The organism is Candidatus Pseudothioglobus sp. Uisw_050_01, assembly GCF_048085775.1.
Lineage (GTDB): Bacteria > Pseudomonadota > Gammaproteobacteria > PS1 > Pseudothioglobaceae > Pseudothioglobus.
Genome location: NZ_CP159804.1, coordinates 973,719 through 991,110, shown reverse-complemented (window position 1 = coordinate 991,110; position 17,392 = coordinate 973,719). Strand labels below are relative to the sequence as shown.

At 34.1% G+C, this 17,392-nt stretch carries 22 protein-coding genes; 2 read left to right on the top strand and 20 right to left on the bottom strand.

All coding sequences use genetic code 11. The features are described from left to right. Positions 1-2: 2 nt before the first annotated feature. The 12 genes from groL to ABXT51_RS04955 form a co-directional block, all read right to left on the bottom strand. Positions 3-1,643 (bottom strand): chaperonin GroEL, encoded by a 1,641-nt coding sequence (gene groL, locus ABXT51_RS05010; RefSeq protein ID WP_416677085.1) that lies wholly within the window; start codon positions 1,641-1,643, stop codon positions 3-5. 12 nt (positions 1,644-1,655) lie between these two features. After that, positions 1,656-1,946: a co-chaperone GroES gene (locus ABXT51_RS05005; protein WP_416650812.1), complete on the bottom strand. Its 291-nt coding sequence runs from the start codon at positions 1,944-1,946 to the stop codon at positions 1,656-1,658. 34 nt (positions 1,947-1,980) lie between these two features. After that, a complete protein-coding gene (gene rpoH / locus ABXT51_RS05000) occupies positions 1,981-2,820 on the bottom strand; it encodes an RNA polymerase sigma factor RpoH (protein WP_416694144.1) in 840 nt (279 codons plus the stop codon). A 50-nt stretch (positions 2,821-2,870) separates the two neighbouring features. Next, complete coding sequence (gene gmk, locus ABXT51_RS04995; RefSeq protein ID WP_416694142.1) at positions 2,871-3,497, bottom strand: guanylate kinase; 627 nt, start codon at positions 3,495-3,497, stop codon at positions 2,871-2,873. Between the two features lie 23 nt (positions 3,498-3,520). Then, positions 3,521-3,787, bottom strand: coding sequence for an oxidative damage protection protein (locus ABXT51_RS04990; RefSeq protein WP_416694140.1), 267 nt, complete (start codon positions 3,785-3,787; stop codon positions 3,521-3,523). Then, positions 3,784-5,313, bottom strand: coding sequence for a murein biosynthesis integral membrane protein MurJ (murJ, locus tag ABXT51_RS04985; RefSeq protein ID WP_416694138.1), 1,530 nt, complete (start codon positions 5,311-5,313; stop codon positions 3,784-3,786). Before murJ ends, ABXT51_RS04990 begins: the two co-directional genes overlap by 4 nt. A gap of 15 nt (positions 5,314-5,328) precedes the next feature. After that, the gene (gene lpxA / locus ABXT51_RS04980) at positions 5,329-6,126 is read right to left on the bottom strand and encodes an acyl-ACP--UDP-N-acetylglucosamine O-acyltransferase (protein ID WP_416694136.1); all 798 of its coding nucleotides are present in this window, start codon (positions 6,124-6,126) and stop codon (positions 5,329-5,331) included. A 5-nt stretch (positions 6,127-6,131) separates the two neighbouring features. Then, on the bottom strand, positions 6,132-6,575 hold the full coding sequence (fabZ, locus tag ABXT51_RS04975) for a 3-hydroxyacyl-ACP dehydratase FabZ (protein WP_416694134.1): 444 nt from the start codon (positions 6,573-6,575) through the stop codon (positions 6,132-6,134). Between the two features lie 4 nt (positions 6,576-6,579). Then, positions 6,580-7,584, bottom strand: coding sequence for a UDP-3-O-(3-hydroxymyristoyl)glucosamine N-acyltransferase (gene lpxD, locus ABXT51_RS04970; RefSeq protein ID WP_416694133.1), 1,005 nt, complete (start codon positions 7,582-7,584; stop codon positions 6,580-6,582). Next, positions 7,581-8,078, bottom strand: coding sequence for an OmpH family outer membrane protein (locus ABXT51_RS04965; protein WP_416694131.1), 498 nt, complete (start codon positions 8,076-8,078; stop codon positions 7,581-7,583). The genes lpxD and ABXT51_RS04965 overlap by 4 nt, the downstream gene beginning before the upstream one ends. Before the next feature lie 7 nt (positions 8,079-8,085). After that, positions 8,086-10,401, bottom strand: a complete 2,316-nt coding sequence (gene bamA / locus ABXT51_RS04960) for an outer membrane protein assembly factor BamA (RefSeq protein WP_416694129.1) — start codon at positions 10,399-10,401, stop codon at positions 8,086-8,088. A gap of 140 nt (positions 10,402-10,541) precedes the next feature. Beyond that, entirely contained in the window at positions 10,542-10,907 is a 366-nt protein-coding gene (locus tag ABXT51_RS04955; protein WP_416694127.1) for a gamma-butyrobetaine hydroxylase-like domain-containing protein, read from the bottom strand. A gap of 83 nt (positions 10,908-10,990) precedes the next feature. Between ABXT51_RS04955 and dapF the strand changes: the two genes are divergently transcribed. Further along, positions 10,991-11,809: a diaminopimelate epimerase gene (gene dapF, locus ABXT51_RS04950; protein WP_416694125.1), complete on the top strand. Its 819-nt coding sequence runs from the start codon at positions 10,991-10,993 to the stop codon at positions 11,807-11,809. Here dapF and ABXT51_RS04945 read toward each other — a convergent pair. The 8 genes from ABXT51_RS04945 to ABXT51_RS04910 all read right to left on the bottom strand — a co-directional run bounded on the left by ABXT51_RS04945 (position 11,806) and on the right by ABXT51_RS04910 (position 16,978). Continuing rightward, positions 11,806-12,612 (bottom strand): symmetrical bis(5'-nucleosyl)-tetraphosphatase, encoded by an 807-nt coding sequence (locus ABXT51_RS04945; RefSeq protein ID WP_416694123.1) that lies wholly within the window; start codon positions 12,610-12,612, stop codon positions 11,806-11,808. The two genes, dapF and ABXT51_RS04945, sit on opposite strands and share 4 nt — an antisense overlap. A 9-nt stretch (positions 12,613-12,621) precedes the next feature. Next, entirely contained in the window at positions 12,622-12,999 is a 378-nt protein-coding gene (gene apaG, locus ABXT51_RS04940; protein ID WP_416694121.1) for a Co2+/Mg2+ efflux protein ApaG, read from the bottom strand. Next, positions 12,977-13,732 carry a 16S rRNA (adenine(1518)-N(6)/adenine(1519)-N(6))-dimethyltransferase RsmA gene (gene rsmA / locus ABXT51_RS04935; RefSeq protein WP_416694119.1) on the bottom strand — a complete coding sequence of 252 codons (756 nt, stop codon included), beginning with the start codon at positions 13,730-13,732 and terminating at the stop codon, positions 12,977-12,979. Before rsmA ends, apaG begins: the two co-directional genes overlap by 23 nt. Beyond that, positions 13,716-14,678, bottom strand: coding sequence for a 4-hydroxythreonine-4-phosphate dehydrogenase PdxA (gene pdxA, locus ABXT51_RS04930; RefSeq protein WP_416694117.1), 963 nt, complete (start codon positions 14,676-14,678; stop codon positions 13,716-13,718). Before pdxA ends, rsmA begins: the two co-directional genes overlap by 17 nt. Before the next feature lie 7 nt (positions 14,679-14,685). Beyond that, positions 14,686-15,069 carry a DUF2177 family protein gene (locus tag ABXT51_RS04925; protein WP_416694115.1) on the bottom strand — a complete coding sequence of 128 codons (384 nt, stop codon included), beginning with the start codon at positions 15,067-15,069 and terminating at the stop codon, positions 14,686-14,688. Between the two features lie 72 nt (positions 15,070-15,141). Continuing rightward, entirely contained in the window at positions 15,142-16,089 is a 948-nt protein-coding gene (lipA, locus tag ABXT51_RS04920) for a lipoyl synthase (RefSeq protein WP_416694113.1), read from the bottom strand. Next, the gene (gene lipB / locus ABXT51_RS04915) at positions 16,073-16,684 is read right to left on the bottom strand and encodes a lipoyl(octanoyl) transferase LipB (RefSeq protein WP_416694111.1); all 612 of its coding nucleotides are present in this window, start codon (positions 16,682-16,684) and stop codon (positions 16,073-16,075) included. Before lipB ends, lipA begins: the two co-directional genes overlap by 17 nt. Before the next feature lie 6 nt (positions 16,685-16,690). Then, a complete protein-coding gene (locus tag ABXT51_RS04910) occupies positions 16,691-16,978 on the bottom strand; it encodes a YbeD family protein (protein ID WP_416694109.1) in 288 nt (95 codons plus the stop codon). 70 nt (positions 16,979-17,048) lie between these two features. Between ABXT51_RS04910 and ABXT51_RS04905 the strand changes: the two genes are divergently transcribed. Beyond that, complete coding sequence (locus ABXT51_RS04905) at positions 17,049-17,366, top strand: rhodanese-like domain-containing protein (RefSeq protein ID WP_416694107.1); 318 nt, start codon at positions 17,049-17,051, stop codon at positions 17,364-17,366. Positions 17,367-17,392: the final 26 nt, after the last annotated feature.

Below are 17,392 nucleotides of genomic sequence, written 5' to 3'. Positions count from 1 at the left end.
TTTTACATCATGCCTGGCATTCCACCACCCATGCCGCCCATATCAGGCATTGCAGGTCCAGAATCTTGAGGCTTATCAGTAATCATTGCTTCAGTAGTTATCATTAAACCAGAGATGCTTGCTGCATGCTGAAGCGCTGCGCGAGAAACCTTAGTTGGGTCTAAGATACCCATTTTAAGCATGTCACCATATTCTTCAGAGGCTGCGTTATAGCCAAAGTTTCCTTTACCCTTTAAGACTTCATTTAAAACGACAGAAGCTTCGCCTCCACCATTAGAAACGATTTGTCTAAGAGGCTCTTCTAAAGCGCGCCTGCAAATGCCAATTCCAACGTCCTGGTCACTGTTATCACCCTTAAGTGAGCTCAGTGATGAGATAGCGCGAACAAAAGCAACGCCACCACCTGGAACAACACCTTCTTCAACTGCAGCGCGTGTAGCATGAAGCGCATCATCAACACGGTCTTTTTTCTCTTTCATTTCAACTTCTGTCGCTGCACCAACTTTAATTACTGCAACACCACCAGAAAGTTTAGCTAAGCGCTCTTGAAGCTTTTCTTTATCATAATCAGAGCTAGTAGCTTCTATTTGAGTTTTAATTTGGCCAACACGGCTTACAATAGCTTTTTTAGCTCCTGATCCATCAATCAAAGTTGTATTATCCTTACCAATTTCAATACGTTTTGCAGTACCAAGATGCTCTTCAGTAACACCTTCAAGTGATAAGCCAACTTCTTCAGAAATAACTGTAGCTCCAGTAAGAACCGCTATATCTTCTAATATAGCTTTACGGCGATCACCAAATCCAGGTGCTTTAACAGCAGCTACTTTGACAATGCCACGCATGTTATTAACAACAAGAGTTGCAAGCGCTTCACCTTCAATATCTTCGGCAATTATTAGAAGTGGTTTGCCAGCTTTTTGAACTGCTTCTAGTGCTGGCAGTAAGTCACGAATGTTTGCAATTTTAGAATCATGAAGCAAAATATATGGATGCTCTAAATCAGAAGTCATAGATTCTTGATTGTTTATGAAGTATGGAGAAAGATATCCACGATCAAACTGCATTCCTTCAACAACATCAAGTTCATTTTCAAGTGTTGAGCCTTCTTCAACAGTAATTACACCTTCTTTTCCAACTTTTTCCATTGCCTTAGCAATAATTTCACCAACAGATGTGTCTGAATTTGCTGAAATAGTTGCAACCTGAGCAATTGCTTCGCTATCTTTACAAGGTTGAGATGCTTTTTGTAACGCTGCAACAACAACTTCAGTAGCCTTATCAATGCCTCTTTTTAGGTCCATAGGGTTCATTCCTGCTGCGACTGACTTAACTCCTTCTGAGATTAAAGACTGAGCTAGTACAGTTGCTGTAGTAGTTCCGTCACCAGCAATATCATTTGTTTTTGATGCTACTTCTTTAACCATTTGAGCGCCCATATTTTCAAACTTACCTTCAAGTTCAATTTCTTGAGCAACTGAAACACCATCTTTAGTAATTGATGGAGCACCAAATGATTTATCAATAACTACATTTCTTCCTTTTGGTCCAAGCGTCACTTTAACTGCATTTGCAAGTGTGTTAACACCTGACATCATTAAATCTCTTGCTTCTGAGCCGAATTTTACGTCTTTTGCTGACATTATATTTCTCCTTTATTCTTCAATTACTGCAACAATTTCATCTTCGCTCATCACTAGAAGCTTTTCTTCTGCTACTGTGATTTCCGCACCTGAATATTGACCAAACATTACTATATCGCCAACCTTCACATCCAAGGGAATTAAATCTCCTTGGGTACTAATTCTGCCATTTCCAGCTGCAACAACTTCACCTCTAGAAGGCTTTTCAGTTGATGAATCAGGGATAATTAAACCACTTGCTGTTGTTTTCTTTTCTTCTACTCTTCGCACAATGACACGGTCATGTAAGGGACGGATTTCCATATTCTCTCCTGGTGTTGAACTACAAAATTTGTCGTTAAAGGTTTACTTGGCCTTCTAGACGTTCTTTAAGCTTTTTAATAGCTTTGTTTTCAAGTTGGCGAACCCTTTCAGCTGAAACACCATACTTGTCTGCTAAAGTATGTAGGGTCGATTTTTCTTCTTTCAAGTACCTTGCTTGTAAAATATCGATACTTCTTTCATCTAAAGAAGAAAGCGCTTGATAAAGCTTATTATGTTGATCTTCTTGGGTTTTATCATTTAATACTAATTGTTCAGGATTTTTACCTGGATCTGAGATGTAGTGCTCTGGAGTATAAGCATCATCATCATCATTAACCTCAAAAGCAACATCGTTGAGCTGAAGCCTAGATTCCATTTCAATAACATCTTTTTCTTTAACCCCAAGATCTTCTGCAATTATTTTGGCTTGCTCACTTGTTAGAGATTGAAAAATATTTGCCTTTGCTTTTCTGAGTTTAAAGAAAAGCTTTCTTTGTGCTTTAGTTGTTGCTACTTTAACAATTTTCCAGTTTTTAAAGATGTATTCATGAATCTCTGCACGAATCCAATAAACAGCAAAAGAAGATAGCCTAACTTTTTTATGAGGGTTAAAGCGTTTAACCGCCTTCATTAAACCAATCGTGCCTTCTTGAATTAGATCAGCATTTTCAAGACCATACCCTTTATAGCTGTGCGCAATAAAGGCAACGAATCTCATATGAGCAAGAACAAGTCTTTGTGCAGCAGATAAACTCCCATTCTCATAGAGTTCAATAGCCAACTCATATTCTTGCTCTGGAGTTAGAATTGGAGGGTACTTTTGTACTTCTAGATCTCTAGATGTATTTTTTATCGATAATGCAAAATCACTCATAAATCTTCTTAAAATGATAATTTAGGGGTAAATTATACCAAATTTTTCAGTTATATCAATTTTTTAAGTAGTTTTTTGTGTTTGATTGACTGCTCTTCTAAAGACAGGTGAGCGCGCTTAGATAGATTATTTGAAGAGGATATTATTGACTCTAGATCAGCTAAAGCAGCATTAAAATTGTCATTAATGACTAGATAATCAAACTCACTATAATGACTCATTTGATTTTCTGCATCCAGCATTCTTTTTTTGATGATTAGCTCATCGTCTTGAGCCCTATTCTTGAGCCTAAGTTCTAGTGCTTCTTTTGAAGGTGGTAAAATAAATATACTAATTGCACTAGGTAAGTTCTGCTTAACTTGATGGGCACCTTGCCAGTCAATTTCAAGGATGACATCTATGTTATTGTCAAGATTGTCATTAATTAGTTTTTTAGAAGTCCCATAGAAGTTTTCAAAGACTTCAGCATGCTCAATAAATGCATCATCATTCACCATTTTTTGAAATTCAGCAACTGAAATAAAATGATAATTAGTTCCATTAATCTCACCGGCTCTAGGCTTTCGTGTCGTATGAGATATTGAGACACATAGGTTTGTAGTATTATTAATTAATGACTCAACAAGAGATGTTTTTCCGCATCCTGAGGGAGCTGCTACTATAAATAGATTAGACATTTTTTAATCAAATTTCCATATAATTATTTTGGTACATAACCCTCAATTTGATCAATGTCTTGCTCTGAAAAAAAGTAATTTTCCATTTGTTCTTTTAGGTAGCTCTGTGATGACTCATCAAATAAGTTTAAATTATTTTCATTAATTAACATAGTTTGGTGGTCAAGCCACATTTGCCAAGCCTCTTTAGAGACTGAATCCAGTATCCTTTTACCGAGATCGCCAGGGTAGGGTGCTCTTTCGAGTCCTTCTAGCTTTGTATCTAATTTAATGCAGTGAACTTCTTTCATAATTGTTTTAATCTAACTCCAAGTGTATAAAGCGTTAAAAAATATATTGCTATTGAAATGGTAATAGTTTTTGAAATAAGTATAGCCCTCTCTATTAGAGAGGATTCTAGGTAAAGGTCTATACTTGAATCAAAGTAATAAATATACAGCGACATTATAGTGACTGCAAATATTACTTTAACTAGCATTTTATAAAAAGTAATATGAAACCTAAATATTGACTGCTTTATTAAGAAAAAATATAGAATTGCAGCATTAATTAGCGCTGAGATTGATGTGGCCGCTGCTAAGCCAATGTGATCAAAGTACTGAACTAATATTAAATTTAGAACTATATTTGAAACCATTGCAACTACGCCAGCTTTAACAGGAGTTTTGGTGTCTCCTTGTGATAGAAAAATTGGCGCAAAGATTTTTATTGCAATGAACGCCATTAAGCCAGAGCCATAAGCTTGTAAACTTAAAGATGTTTTTTTAGCAGATAAGGCATCAAATGCATCATATTGAAAAAGCGTAATTATTAGTTCTTCTGCAAGCAGAACTAAACCAGCACAAGCAGGAAGTCCTAATAAAATTGCATATATAAGAGCTTTATCAATTGTGTTTATAAAGTTTTTAGTGTCATTTTTTGCATGATAGTTACTCAGTTTTGCCAGTGCAACAGTAGCTAAAGCAATACCAATTAAAGCTAGAGGAAGCTCTAGTAACCTATCTGAATAATATAGCCATGAGACACTTCCAGCTATAAGGGTTGATGCAATCATTGTGTCAACTAATAAATTAATTTGAGAGACTGATACGCCAAACAAGGCTGGAAGCATTCTCTTTCTAAGTATTGAAAGTGCCTTATGATGACCAAACTGTAATTTAGGCAGTCGTTTTATTTTTCTTAAAAATGGAATTTGAAAGCCAAGCTGTATAATTCCTCCAATGAGAACGCCCCAGGCTAGGGCCATAATTGGCGTGGACAAGTATTTAGATAAAAATACAGCGCTAAGGATTAATGAAACATTTAGTAATACTGGAGTAAATGCTGGAATTATAAAATTATCATAAGTATTAAGGATAGATCCAGATAAGGCTGTAAGAGATATTAAAAGCAAATAAGGAAAAGTAATTCGAAGCATATCAGAGGCTAAATTAAACTGAGTTGCATCAGCTTTAAAGTAGAACCCCCATGCAAATAAAAGTATTATGATTGGCGCTATTACAATTGCAATAAGAGTAATAATCATAAGTATGCTAAGTAATTTAGTAGCAATATGATTAATTACTAATTGAACCTCTTCATCAGATTGATTAGCTTTTGACTCTGCCAAAATTGGCAAAAAGGCTTGCGAAAAAGCACCTTCGGCAAATAGACGCCTAAAAAAATTAGGTATTCTAAACGCTACTAAGAATGCATCAGTTAGCTCATTAGCTCCAAAGAGTCTTGCAATAATAAAATCTCGAACTAGCCCTAAGATTCTTGAAATAAAGGTCATTGCAGCGACAATGCTGCTGGACTTTATGAAAGACTTAGACATAACAGAAAATGCTATCTATTCATCAACTGGGCCGCGCATGATGCCCACTCTTGAGTTTCGTATACATTCTACAAATTGCATAACTTCGTGACTGTCAGACTCTGATGCTTCAAGATCACTTAATGCATGGTCAAGAAGTCTGCCTTGAGAATCACGATAAACGACCTTAAAGGCACGTTTTATAGATGAAATTGAGCTTGCACTAAAGCCTCTTCTTTTCATTCCAACAGAGTTAATACTTCTTATTTTTGGATGGATGCCAGCTGCAACCATATAATCAGGAATATCTTTATTGATTTGACTACCCATTCCAGCGTAAGAATGCCTTCCAATGCCGCAAAATTGTTTAACTAAAACAAAGCCACCAAGTATGGCCCAGTCTGAAATTCTAACATGACCAGCTAGTGAGGCGTTATTAGACATAATGATATGATCACCGAGTTGGCAATCATGTGCAATATGAACATACGACATGAGCATATTATTTGAGCCAATTCTTGTTAAAGAGTTCTCTTTTTCAGTGCCTCTGTTAATTGTGCAAAACTCTCTAATCATATTATCATCTCCTATTACTAGGTTGCTTTCTTGCCCATCTTGATAAGTAATGTCTTGAGGATCACCACCAATAGAAGCAAAAGAGTAAATATGATTATTTTTACCAATTTTCGAAGGGCCAGCAATTACAGCATGAGAATCTATTACTGTACCAGCACCTATTTCAACATTAGCACCGATAACAGCATAAGCAGATATTACGGCACTTTTATGAATTTTAGCGCTTTCATGAATAATGGCAGAAGGATCAATAGACATAATTATTATTCAGCAGATTTTTGAGTACATAAAATTTCAGCAGCAGTGACTAATTTACCTTCAACTGAGGCCTTACAGCTGAATTTCCATATACCACGCTTAACAGTAATAATTTCAGCATAAATTTCTAATTGATCGCCTGGTTCAACCATCCTTTTAAATCGAACTTTATCAACACCTACTAACATGTAAATTTGCCCAGTTTGCGGCTTTCCAACCTCAGATTTAAAAGCTAATATTCCAGTTGCTTGTGCCAAAGCCTCAATTATTAGGACCCCAGGCATAATAGGCTGATCAGGAAAGTGACCAGTAAAATGCGGCTCATTAAAAGTAACATTTTTTATAGCTGTAAGACTTTTTCCCACTTCAAGGTTAGTTACCCTATCAATAAGCAAGAAAGGGTAGCGGTGAGGTAGAAAATTTTTAACCTCATTAATATTCATTTTCATAGGATTATTTAATATTTTTTAATTTAATTTTTAGCAAAGTAGCAATTTTATCAAGTTTTGTGAGCCATACTCCTGCCTTTTTCCACTCTGAATGAAGCATAAGAGGAACAAAGCCAGTATAAATTCCTGGTTTTGTTATATTTCTATTAACTGTGCTTGTCGCGTTAACTATAACATCATCAGTTATTGTTAGATGGTCAACAATTCCAACCATGCCACCAATCATACATCTTTTCCCAATAACAGTGGTTCCAGCAATACCAGTTTTTGCTGCAATAGCAGTATCACTTCCAATAATTACGTTATGAGCTATGTGAATAAGATTATCAATTTTTACTCCACTATGAATTTCTGTATTATCGATAGAGCCTCTGTCAATAGTTGTATTTGCCCCAATAGAGACATCATCACCAATAATTACATTTCCAAGATGAGCAATCGCATGCCAATGGTTGTTTTGATCTCTAGCATTTCCAAAGCCTTCAGAACCAATGACTACACCAGATGAAAGTACACATTTTTTACCAATTTCACACCCTTTATGGATTGTTACGTTTGAATCAATTAGTGAATTCATGCCAATAGTTACATTATCTTCGATTACACAATTTGCACCAATAAAAGTATTTTCACCAATAGTTACATTTTTACCAACAATACAACCTTGAGCAATATTAACATTACTAAAGGAATTAATTACTTGTGAAGTTGTTTGAAAATGATTAATGTTTTGATGATTCTTAAATTCATGTGTTAGTAATGCATAAGCTAAAGAAACATTTTCAACTAATAAAGCATTAGTAGGGCAGTGCTCAATAAGTTTTTTATCAACAATCACAGCACCGGCATTAGAGTTAATTAGAGGTTTTTTATATTTCTGACTTATTGCATGAGAAATTTGATCTGAAGTTGCCTTAACTAAAGTATTAATTCCTATAATTTCTTTAGAAGATTTCCCATAAACTTTGGCGTCTATTAGTTTAGCAATATCTTCAAGAGTAAGCATCATAATGAATTATTTTGAATTCTTTGAATCACTTTATTAGAAATGTTCACCTCATCACTTACAAAGGCGGCATTTTCATAAAGAATAAGATCATAGCTTTCAGAAATTGCTAGGTCATTGATTGTGTTGTTAATTAGCAGTTCAATTTTTTGAAGTAATTTGATTTTTTTAGTATTCATCGTTTCTTGCCAATACTCTGTCTCTTTTTTAAAACTTTCTTCAAGTAAAGTAAGTTTAGATAATTCTATTTGAAGATTTTCTTTTTTTTCAGTGTTATTTATAGCATTAACTTTTTCTCTAAGAAGTTCAATGTGTTTGAATAAGTTTAGTAATTCTTGTTTTTTTGGCTCAAATTCTTTAGATATTTCTAGAACACTTTGCTGGTATTGAGGTAAATTATTAACTACTTGCTCTGTATCTATATAGCCTATTTTAATTGTTTCAGAAAATGCAGATATAGATAGCAAAACTAAGCAAGATATAGCTATATTCCTCATGAGAGTTTTAGAATCCAGAGCCTAAAGAAAAGCCAAAACTTTCAATAGTATCACCAGATTTTTTAATAATTGGTGTTGATACATAGGCTCCAATTGGTCCAATAGGGCTGAGATATGCAAATGCAAAGCCTGTGGACATTCTTATATCACCAAGTTTTATATTTGAGGTTTTTTCATAGACATTGCCAGCATCTACAAATACACTCATTCTCATTTTTTCATTGTTATCCATGAAAAATGCAGGCGCTATAAGATTGGCACTACCAAGTATAGAAATTTCACCACCTTTAGCCTTTCCATTTGGATAAAGTGGACCAAGAGTTTTATTTCCAAAACCTCTTACAGAGCCACTTCCACCTCCAAAATGACGTTTATAGAATGGGAGTTCTTTTCCACTATAGCCCTTTGATAAATTTAGATTACCAGTAAGTTTTAAAGTGGTTGTATTATTTATGGGTGCGTAGCTTGCATAATCTGCGCTTATATCAAAGTATCTATAGTCACCCATTGGCAATGAAATACCAGCATTCAATGAATTACTTACGCCTTCAGTTGGGTAAAGATAATTATTTAAAGTATTTTTATTCCAGTTAACTTTTGCTTTGAATTCATCATTGCTTTTTATTGCACATTGACTTGATTCATACAAACTACTTGAAAATAAAGAGCTACACTTAATATCATTTTTTGAAAATTCTAAACTACTATTAATTCTTGTATTGTCACTCAAAGGTATACCATATCCAAAACTTACCCCTGTAGAATCGATTTCATAAGAGTTTATTGCTATATCATCATCATTAATTTCACTTTTAAAAGCACCAAGACTAATACTATGGCCTTCATCATTGAAGTTAGGGTTCATAAAGTAGAAGCTAATTTTATTAAATGATTCTGATAGCTTTAGTTGTGCATTCAGAGTATTTCCAGATCCAAAAATATTTTTTTCTTCTATTCCTGCACCAAAAGAAATCCCATAGTTATTGCTGTGACTCATTGAGAAGCTAACTGAACCAGTTTGCGTCTCTTCTACCATAAGGCTTATGTCTATTTTATCAGGCATCTCATCAACTTCTGCTGTGGCAATTTGCACATCTGAAAAGTAACCAAGTCTTCTTAGTTTTAGTAGAGATTTTCTAAGTATACTTCTTGAATATAATCCTCCTTCAGAAACTCCAATTTCGCGCCTAATTACTTCATCTTGAGTACGAGTATTACCTAAAATTGTTATTCTATTTATGTATACTTTTTTGTTTAATGATATTACAAAATTGATATTAACTGAATCAAGGAACTCTGAAGTCACTGGATTGATTTCCACAAAAGCATAGCCTTCATCAGCAAATAAATCAGTCAATGACTGAATACTCTGAATTACTGCATTACGATTAAAAACTTCACCTTTGTTTAAGGAGATGGCATTATTAAGGTCATCAAGTTTGGTATTTCCCAGTTCTCCATCAAAAGAAACTTCACCTAATTTGTATTGAATTCCTTCAGATATCTCTATGTTAATTGAAATTTTTTCTTTATTTTCATCAAGGATTGAATCAATATTAAGGATCTTAAAGTCTAAATAGCCAGAATCAAAATAAGTATTAGTCATTAGGTCGACTCCCCTTGAAAATTCAGCGTCTGTAAAGTTATCTTTATTTGTAAAATAATTGATTAAAGCCATATCAGCCTCACCAATTTTAAATAATTTTAATAAATCATTTTCGATAAATTTATCAGAGCCTGTGATAGTGAAAGTATCAATTTTTGCTCTATCACCTTGATTGATTTCCAGCACTATTCCGGCTCTATTTTGATCATCTATTGAAACACTCTGATTAATTTGAGAGTTGTAATAGCCCGATTCAGAATACTTAGATTCAAGAAACGAAATAAATTCATTAAGTTTTCTTATAGTATAAATATCACCAGTTGAAAGCTGATTCTCATCTTGGAACTCTTTTAAAGCTTCAGATGTAAAATACATTTTTTCACCTTTTATCCAATTAGAGAAGACTGAGTCTGTTTTTAAGTTAATTTCAAAATATTTTATATTTGGATTTTCTTTTAAAGTGATATTAATAGTTTTTTCATTTTTAATAATACTGATATTTTCAAATAACCCAGTATTAAAAAGAGATTCTATAATTTTATCGCTAGCATAAGGAGAAAAATTTTGACCAATTTCAAATGGCATTATCTCTAGAAGAGTGCTTTCAGAAGTATTGTTGAGACCAATAAAATTTATTTTATCAATTGGATTAGAGAGGGCTTGAGTTGTAAAAAATAAGAAAAGTAGAGCTGAAAACTGAATAAATTTATTTTTCATTTTTTTTACCTAAAGTAGTTAATTTATTATTTGTATAAGTTCTAATAAGCATATACAAATAAACTTAATTCTAATTTTAACAAAATTACCAATCATATTGTCAAACTAACACTAAAAATTCTAATATTAGTTTTCTATGGTCAAATTTGAACCTCATGATAATTTTTACTGTTGTTTTTATCATCAACTCGATTGCAATAATCTTGCCATAATTCATTCCTTTTACTGCCAAGCTTGTAAAGGTAGCTCCATGAGTATATTCCAGTAGTATGGCCATCACTAAAATGAATTGCAATAGCATAATTTCCCATTGGAGTAAGTGTTTGAATGCTTACATCTTGCTTATTTAGCTGGAGAGTCTCTTGACCAGGGCCATGACCCTGAACTTCTGCTGAAGGTGAGTAAACTCTTAAATACTCACTAGTCATCGAGTAATCAGTATTATCAAATGTTACAGTAAGTTGTTTTTTATTCTTACTAAGCGTTATATTACTTGGAGTATTCATTATTTTGATGAATTAAAGAGTTGTGTAGATTTTAGCATAGCAGTATCTAAATAAATCATGATACAAAAGGTTAAAATACAAACATGATATATTTTACAAAAATGCATGGCCTCGGAAATGACTTCATAGTAATTAATAATATTGATGGTGATATTAGTTTATCTACTGAAGAAATTCGAAAATTATCTAATCGTCGTTTTGGGATTGGCTTTGATCAATTGCTCATGGTTGAGAGTTCATCATCAAAAGATGCCGATTTTCGTTATGTAATATTCAATGCTGATGGCTCTGAAGTTAACCAATGTGGAAATGGTGCAAGGTGCCTTGCTCTTTATATTCAAAAGAAAAATTTATCTTATAAGAATCCACTTTCTGTTGAAACTAATACTGGCATTATGGTTTTAACACTCAACAGTGATGACTCTGTTCGAGTTGAGATGGGTGAACCAAATTTTCTACCATCCATAATTCCTCTTAATGCTAATGAAGAGAGTTCTGAGTATTTTATTGAAGGGTTTAAAGTTGGATCTTTATCGATTGGAAATCCTCATGCTATTTTGATTTTAGATGACTTATCTGATATAGATTCTACTGCATTAGAAATTCAATCCTCTAATGACTTTCCTGAGGGTGTCAATGTTGGGTTTATGAGAGTATTAAGTAAAAATGAAGTCCAGTTAAGGGTTGTTGAAAGAGGGGTTGGTGAGACACTTGCTTGTGGTTCAGGGGCATGTGCAGCTGTGATTCATGGAGTTAGACGTGGCTTGCTTAATTCAAAGGTAAAAGTGCGCTTAAATGGTGGAAATGCAATGGTTGAGTATGATGGACAAAAAGTCTATCTTACTGGCCCTGGAGAGTTTGTTTATGAAGGCTCTATTAATCTGAGAAGTGCGCCATCCTAATTAGTTTCTAATGATTTTTGTGAAATATAATTATGGTTTTTTAAATCATAAGCTGTAAGCCTGTCACCCCATACGCACCCATGGTCTAGAGGGTAAATATTTTTCGAGTCGACATCTTTAAGAGATGACCAGTGCCCAAAAAATATTTTTTCATTAGCCATCAGTCGGTTTGAATGCAAAAACCAAGCTTTAAAGTTATCTGGGTTTTGATCAACATTTAACTTATGCTCAAATTCAAGTTCACCATCTTCTTTGCAAAAACGCATTCTCATTAAGGCGTTTATTGTGTAACGAGAGCCTTCTTCATTCGAAAGGTTGCTAGACCATTTATTTGGATAATTACCATACATTTTGGATAAAAATTCACTTACATTTTTTGATTGAAGGTTTTTATGAACTGCCTCTGCATTTTTGATTGCATCTGACTTGCTCCATTGAGGTGGAACTCCTGCATGAACAAAGAGCGCATCTTTATGCTCAATTACAAGTGGCCTAGTAAGGAGATAGTCAAGCAAAGCAGTTTTATCAGATGCAGACAATATGTCTAAGAACGTGTCATTCTTGTTAGGCTGGCGCTTAGTTAATGCACAAACCATTAGATGGAAATCATGGTTACCAAGAACCATGTTCATGTTATCTTGATTTGAGTGAATAAAGCGGAGCGTTTCAAGTGAGTTATTACCTCGATTAACAACATCACCTAGAAAATACAATCGATCTCTATCGATATTATAATTAATTTTATTTAATAAACCTTTAAGGCTATTAAAGCAGCCTTGCACGTCACCAATGGCATAGTCCATGTGTTTTGCCTAATGAAGGGTATAGGGTTCACTTAATGTAAACTCTGGAATGATCGCATCAAACCTTTGTCCTTGATCACTAATCATTCCATAAGACCCTTTCATGGTTCCCGTTTCAGTACTAATTACTGCGCCAGAGCTATATTTAAAGCTTTCACCCGGTGAAAGGTGGGGTTGCTGCCCAATTACGCCTTCACCAATAACCTCTTCAGTTTCCCCAGATTCATCTTGTATTAGCCAGCGTCTCGTTCTTAGCTGTGCTCCAGTCTCTCCATTATTTGTAATGGTAATGGTGTAAGCATAAGTATATTGATTTTTTACTAGGTTTGATTGCTCTGGTAAGTATGTCACTTCTACGTTTACTTCAATTTTGTTTTTCATAGTCATTCATTAAGGTTACAAAGTTTGCAGTACAAAGCATTTCAGCTCTTTGTGATAAGTCAATTTCAGTTTGTGATTGATTTAAAACAGATTTTAAACAGTTTTTTAGTGTTTTTCTTCGCTTGGAGAAGGCAAGTTTTACTATTTCCTCTAAAGGTTTTGAGTTTCTAACTAGCGGCTGCTCTTTCGTTTTCATATAAAGTATAGCAGATTCAATTTTTGGCTGAGGTTCGAAAGATTCTTTTGGGACAATAAACATTAACTCAACCTCATAGAAAGCTTGCATCATAACGCTAAGACGTCCATAAGTTTTATTTCCTGGATGTGCAACTATTCTATCAACCACTTCTTTTTGAAGCATAAAAGTCATATCAACAATTTGATCTCTATAGTCAAGAAGATGAAATAATAAAGGGGATGAGATATTGTATGGGAGATTTCCAATCACTCTAATTTTATTAGGAATTTGACTGAAATCAAATGTTAGTGCATCTGACTGATAGATAGTTAGTTTTTCTTGTCCCTCTAATTCAAGCATAGAAACTAAATCTCTATCAATTTCAATAACACTTAAATGATCTAAATGTTCAAGTAAAGGAAAAGTAATCGCTCCTTTTCCTGGGCCAATTTCTAAAATATTTTCATCATTTTTTGGAGATATTGTAGAAATAATTTGGCTGATAATTTGAGTATCAACTAAAAAGTTTTGTCCAAATCTTTTTCTAGGCTGGTGACGCATTATTAGTTAAAGTCTTGAAGTAGGATAGTGCTGTATTAAAACTACCTAGGCTAATATTGCCAGTACCTGCAAGGTCTAGAGCTGTGCCATGATCAACAGAAGTACGAATAAAAGGGAGGCCTAAAGTTATATTAGCTGCATTTTTAAAACCTTTTGCTTTTAATACAGGTAAGCCTTGATCATGATACATTGCTAAAACTACATCAATATTTTTTAATGAGTCTGGGGTAAAGGCAGTATCTGCTGGAACTGGCCCAATAAGATTAATACCATTCTTTTTGAGTGAATTTAAAGCAGGAATAATTGTTATTAACTCTTCATCCCCAAGATATCCATTTTCACCAGCATGAGGGTTAAGACCGCAAACAAGAATTGATGGGTTATCGACTCCTAAGTATTTAAAATCATTATTAATGATGGTAATGACTTTTATAAGAGATTCTTTTGTGATATTTTTAGATACATCTTTTAGAGCAAGATGAGTAGTAGCAAGAGCAACTTTAAGCTGATCTGTAGCAAGAAGCATTACGGTTTTAGGGGTTTGAGTTAAATCAGCAAGATACTCAGTGTGACCAATAAATTCAATTCCAGATTGATTAATGACAGCCTTATTTATAGGGCCAGTCAACATACCACCACAATTCTTATTAACACAATCATTAGTTGCATGCCTAATCAATGACAATACATAATCTGAATTATCTGGGTTTAACTTCCCTGGCTCAACCCTTGACTTTGTTTTTATAGGATAAATACTTAATTCGTTTGCTTTCCTTGTTTTATGGTCCTTTAAGGAGATAGGTAAATTAAGAAGCTTTGCTCGATTGATTAATACGTCAGGATCACCATAAACCAGGAGATCTTCATTTCTTTCTTTTTGAGCGTATATGAGGGCTATATCAGGACCAATTCCAGAGGGCTCACCAGAAGTATATGCAATAGACATAATTAAGTTAGTTTAATTTAGCTGAAGTAAATACAGTAAGGGTTGCTACAGAGCCAGATAGAACCATTCCCCATAGAATGTCTGCGACGACTAGCTTAAGGCTAAAGATATTCATAGTTGCGTAAACAGTTAGGTCGTAAGTTCCATAGGTTACTAAACCATAAAAAGCACCAATCATAAAAACATTTAGAAGTGTATTGCTAAGATTAGGATTGATAACAAAGAAAATTAAACCCAATAAGAAGATTATATAAAACATGATAGCAGGGGCAACTTTAAGCTCCATAAGAGATGCAACCTCTTGTTTGTACATTGGCGTTGCAACAAAATATATCCAGAACACATCAATGATGCAGAAAAATGCGAGAGCTATAAAGAATGTTTTAATCATAATATTATTATACTTTTTATCAAATTAAATAGTTATAAAAATCAAAGAATGAGTGCTTAAATTTATAAGTTTTTATGAAACAAGCTCGCCTTTTGCTTGAAGGTCTGCGTGGTAAGAAGACCTAACCATAGGGCCGCTTGCAACTTGATTAAAACCAAGATCATCTGCTATCTTTTTATATTTTTGAAACTGCTCAGGCGTAATGTATTCCTCAACTGCAAGGTGGTGCTTGCTTGGCTGTAGATATTGACCTAACGTTAACATATTAACATCATGAGATCTTAAGTCCTTTAGAACGTCAATCACTTGCCTTTCAGTCTCACCAACACCAAGCATAAGACCTGATTTTGTTTTAACAGAAGGATGTTTTTCTTTAAAGCTTTTAAGAAGGTTCAGCGACTGTTCATAGTCTGAGCCAGGACGGACTTTGGGATAAAGGCTAGGCACCGTTTCCAAGTTATGATTAAAAACATCAGGCGGACAGTCTTTGAAAATATCCAGAGCTTTTTCAACTCTTCCTCTAAAATCAGGCGTTAAAATTTCAATTTTTACTTGAGGAGTTTTACTTCTTATAGCATCTATACACTCTTTAAAGTGGCCAGCACCTCCATCTCTCAAGTCATCTCGATCAACCGAGGTAATAACAACATACTTTAGTGACATTTTAGAAATAGTATCAGCTAAATGAAGCGGCTCATTTGTATCTAAAGCTTTTGGCCTACCATGAGCAACATCACAAAAAGGACATCTTCTGGTACATATTTGACCCATAATCATAAATGTAGCGGTGCCATGGTTAAAGCATTCACTGAGGTTAGGACACTGAGCCTCCTCGCAAACTGTAAATAACTCTTGACTCCGTAATGTCTCTTTAAGTTCATTAACTTTTTTAGAGCCTGAGTGTCTAATTCTTATCCAGTTTGGTTTTTTTAATGGTTTTCTTTCAGAATCAGGCTTAATCTTAAGTCTACTAATTTTGGATTCACCTTTAAGTGCTTTAATTTCAAGTTCTTGCGACATAGTTCTTTAGATAATTAGATAGTTTTAGTTTGATGTCATAAATATCGAGTGTATTATCCGTTAGATTGGACATTTGGGTAACATTTAAATCACTATAACCGCAAGGGTTAATTAGGCTGTAAGGCGTGAGATCCATATCAATATTTAGGCTTAAGCCGTGATATGTCCTACCTTGTTTAACTTTTAGACCTAGTGCTGCAATTTTTGATCCATCGACATAAACACCAGGAGCTCCTGAAATTTTATGTGCCTCAATGGAATAATCAGCCAATAAGTCTATTATGGATTGCTCAATAAGATACACCATTTTTTTAATACTAATTCCTTGTCTCTTAATGTCAATTAGGCAGTAAATTATTAATTGACCTGGACCATGATAGGTTATTTGACCACCTCTATCAGACTGCACTACTAGTATTTCAGTTTCTTTGAGAAGATGCTCTGGTTTTCCAGATAATCCTTGAGTGAATACGCTGTTATGTTCTAATAGCCATAATTCGTCAGGAGTTTCGATATTCCTAGCTTCGGTAAAAGATTTCATTTCATCCCATGTTTGAATGTAATCTGTAAAACCTTTATCGCGTATTTCAAACATCAGGTTTTATAAAAGATAGGAAACTAAAGGGGAAGCTTGTAATTCATGATTGATAGCATCAAGTTGTTTTCTACTTGTTGCAATAATCCTTACAGTTATTGAAACATATTTACCCTTAGAGCTTTTTTTGGTAGTAATTTGATTATCATGAAGCTGCCCGATATGGCTTTCAACTATAGAGCAAATAGTTTGCTTTAGGTCAGGCTGATTTAACCCAAAAATCTTAATAGGGTAGTCACAGGGAAATTTAAAAATATCATCATTATCTTTACTCACAAATGAAATTTTACCCATTAAATTTACCCATGCTTAATTGTTAAGAATAAAATATAATTCTAATAGTAGAAATAACAAGAGGCTCAAAATGATAGATAACTTAAATCCCAAAGAATTTCAAAATTATCTGAGTAATAATGACACTGTTCTTATTGATGTTAGAGAAAAGTGGGAGTTGGATCTATGCAAGATTGAGGGGGCAATTCACTGCCCCATGAGTACTATTGCTGAATCATTTTCTGATCTTAATCCTGATGCCAATATTGCAGTTTATTGTCACCATGGGATGAGATCAATGCAGGTTGCAAACTTTCTGATTTCCAAAGACTTTCAATCTCTAGTAAATCTTCAAGGTGGAATTGATGCATGGTCCAGAGAAATTGACCCTTCAGTTGATAGATACTAGGGACTTATTCCAAGTTATTAGTAATT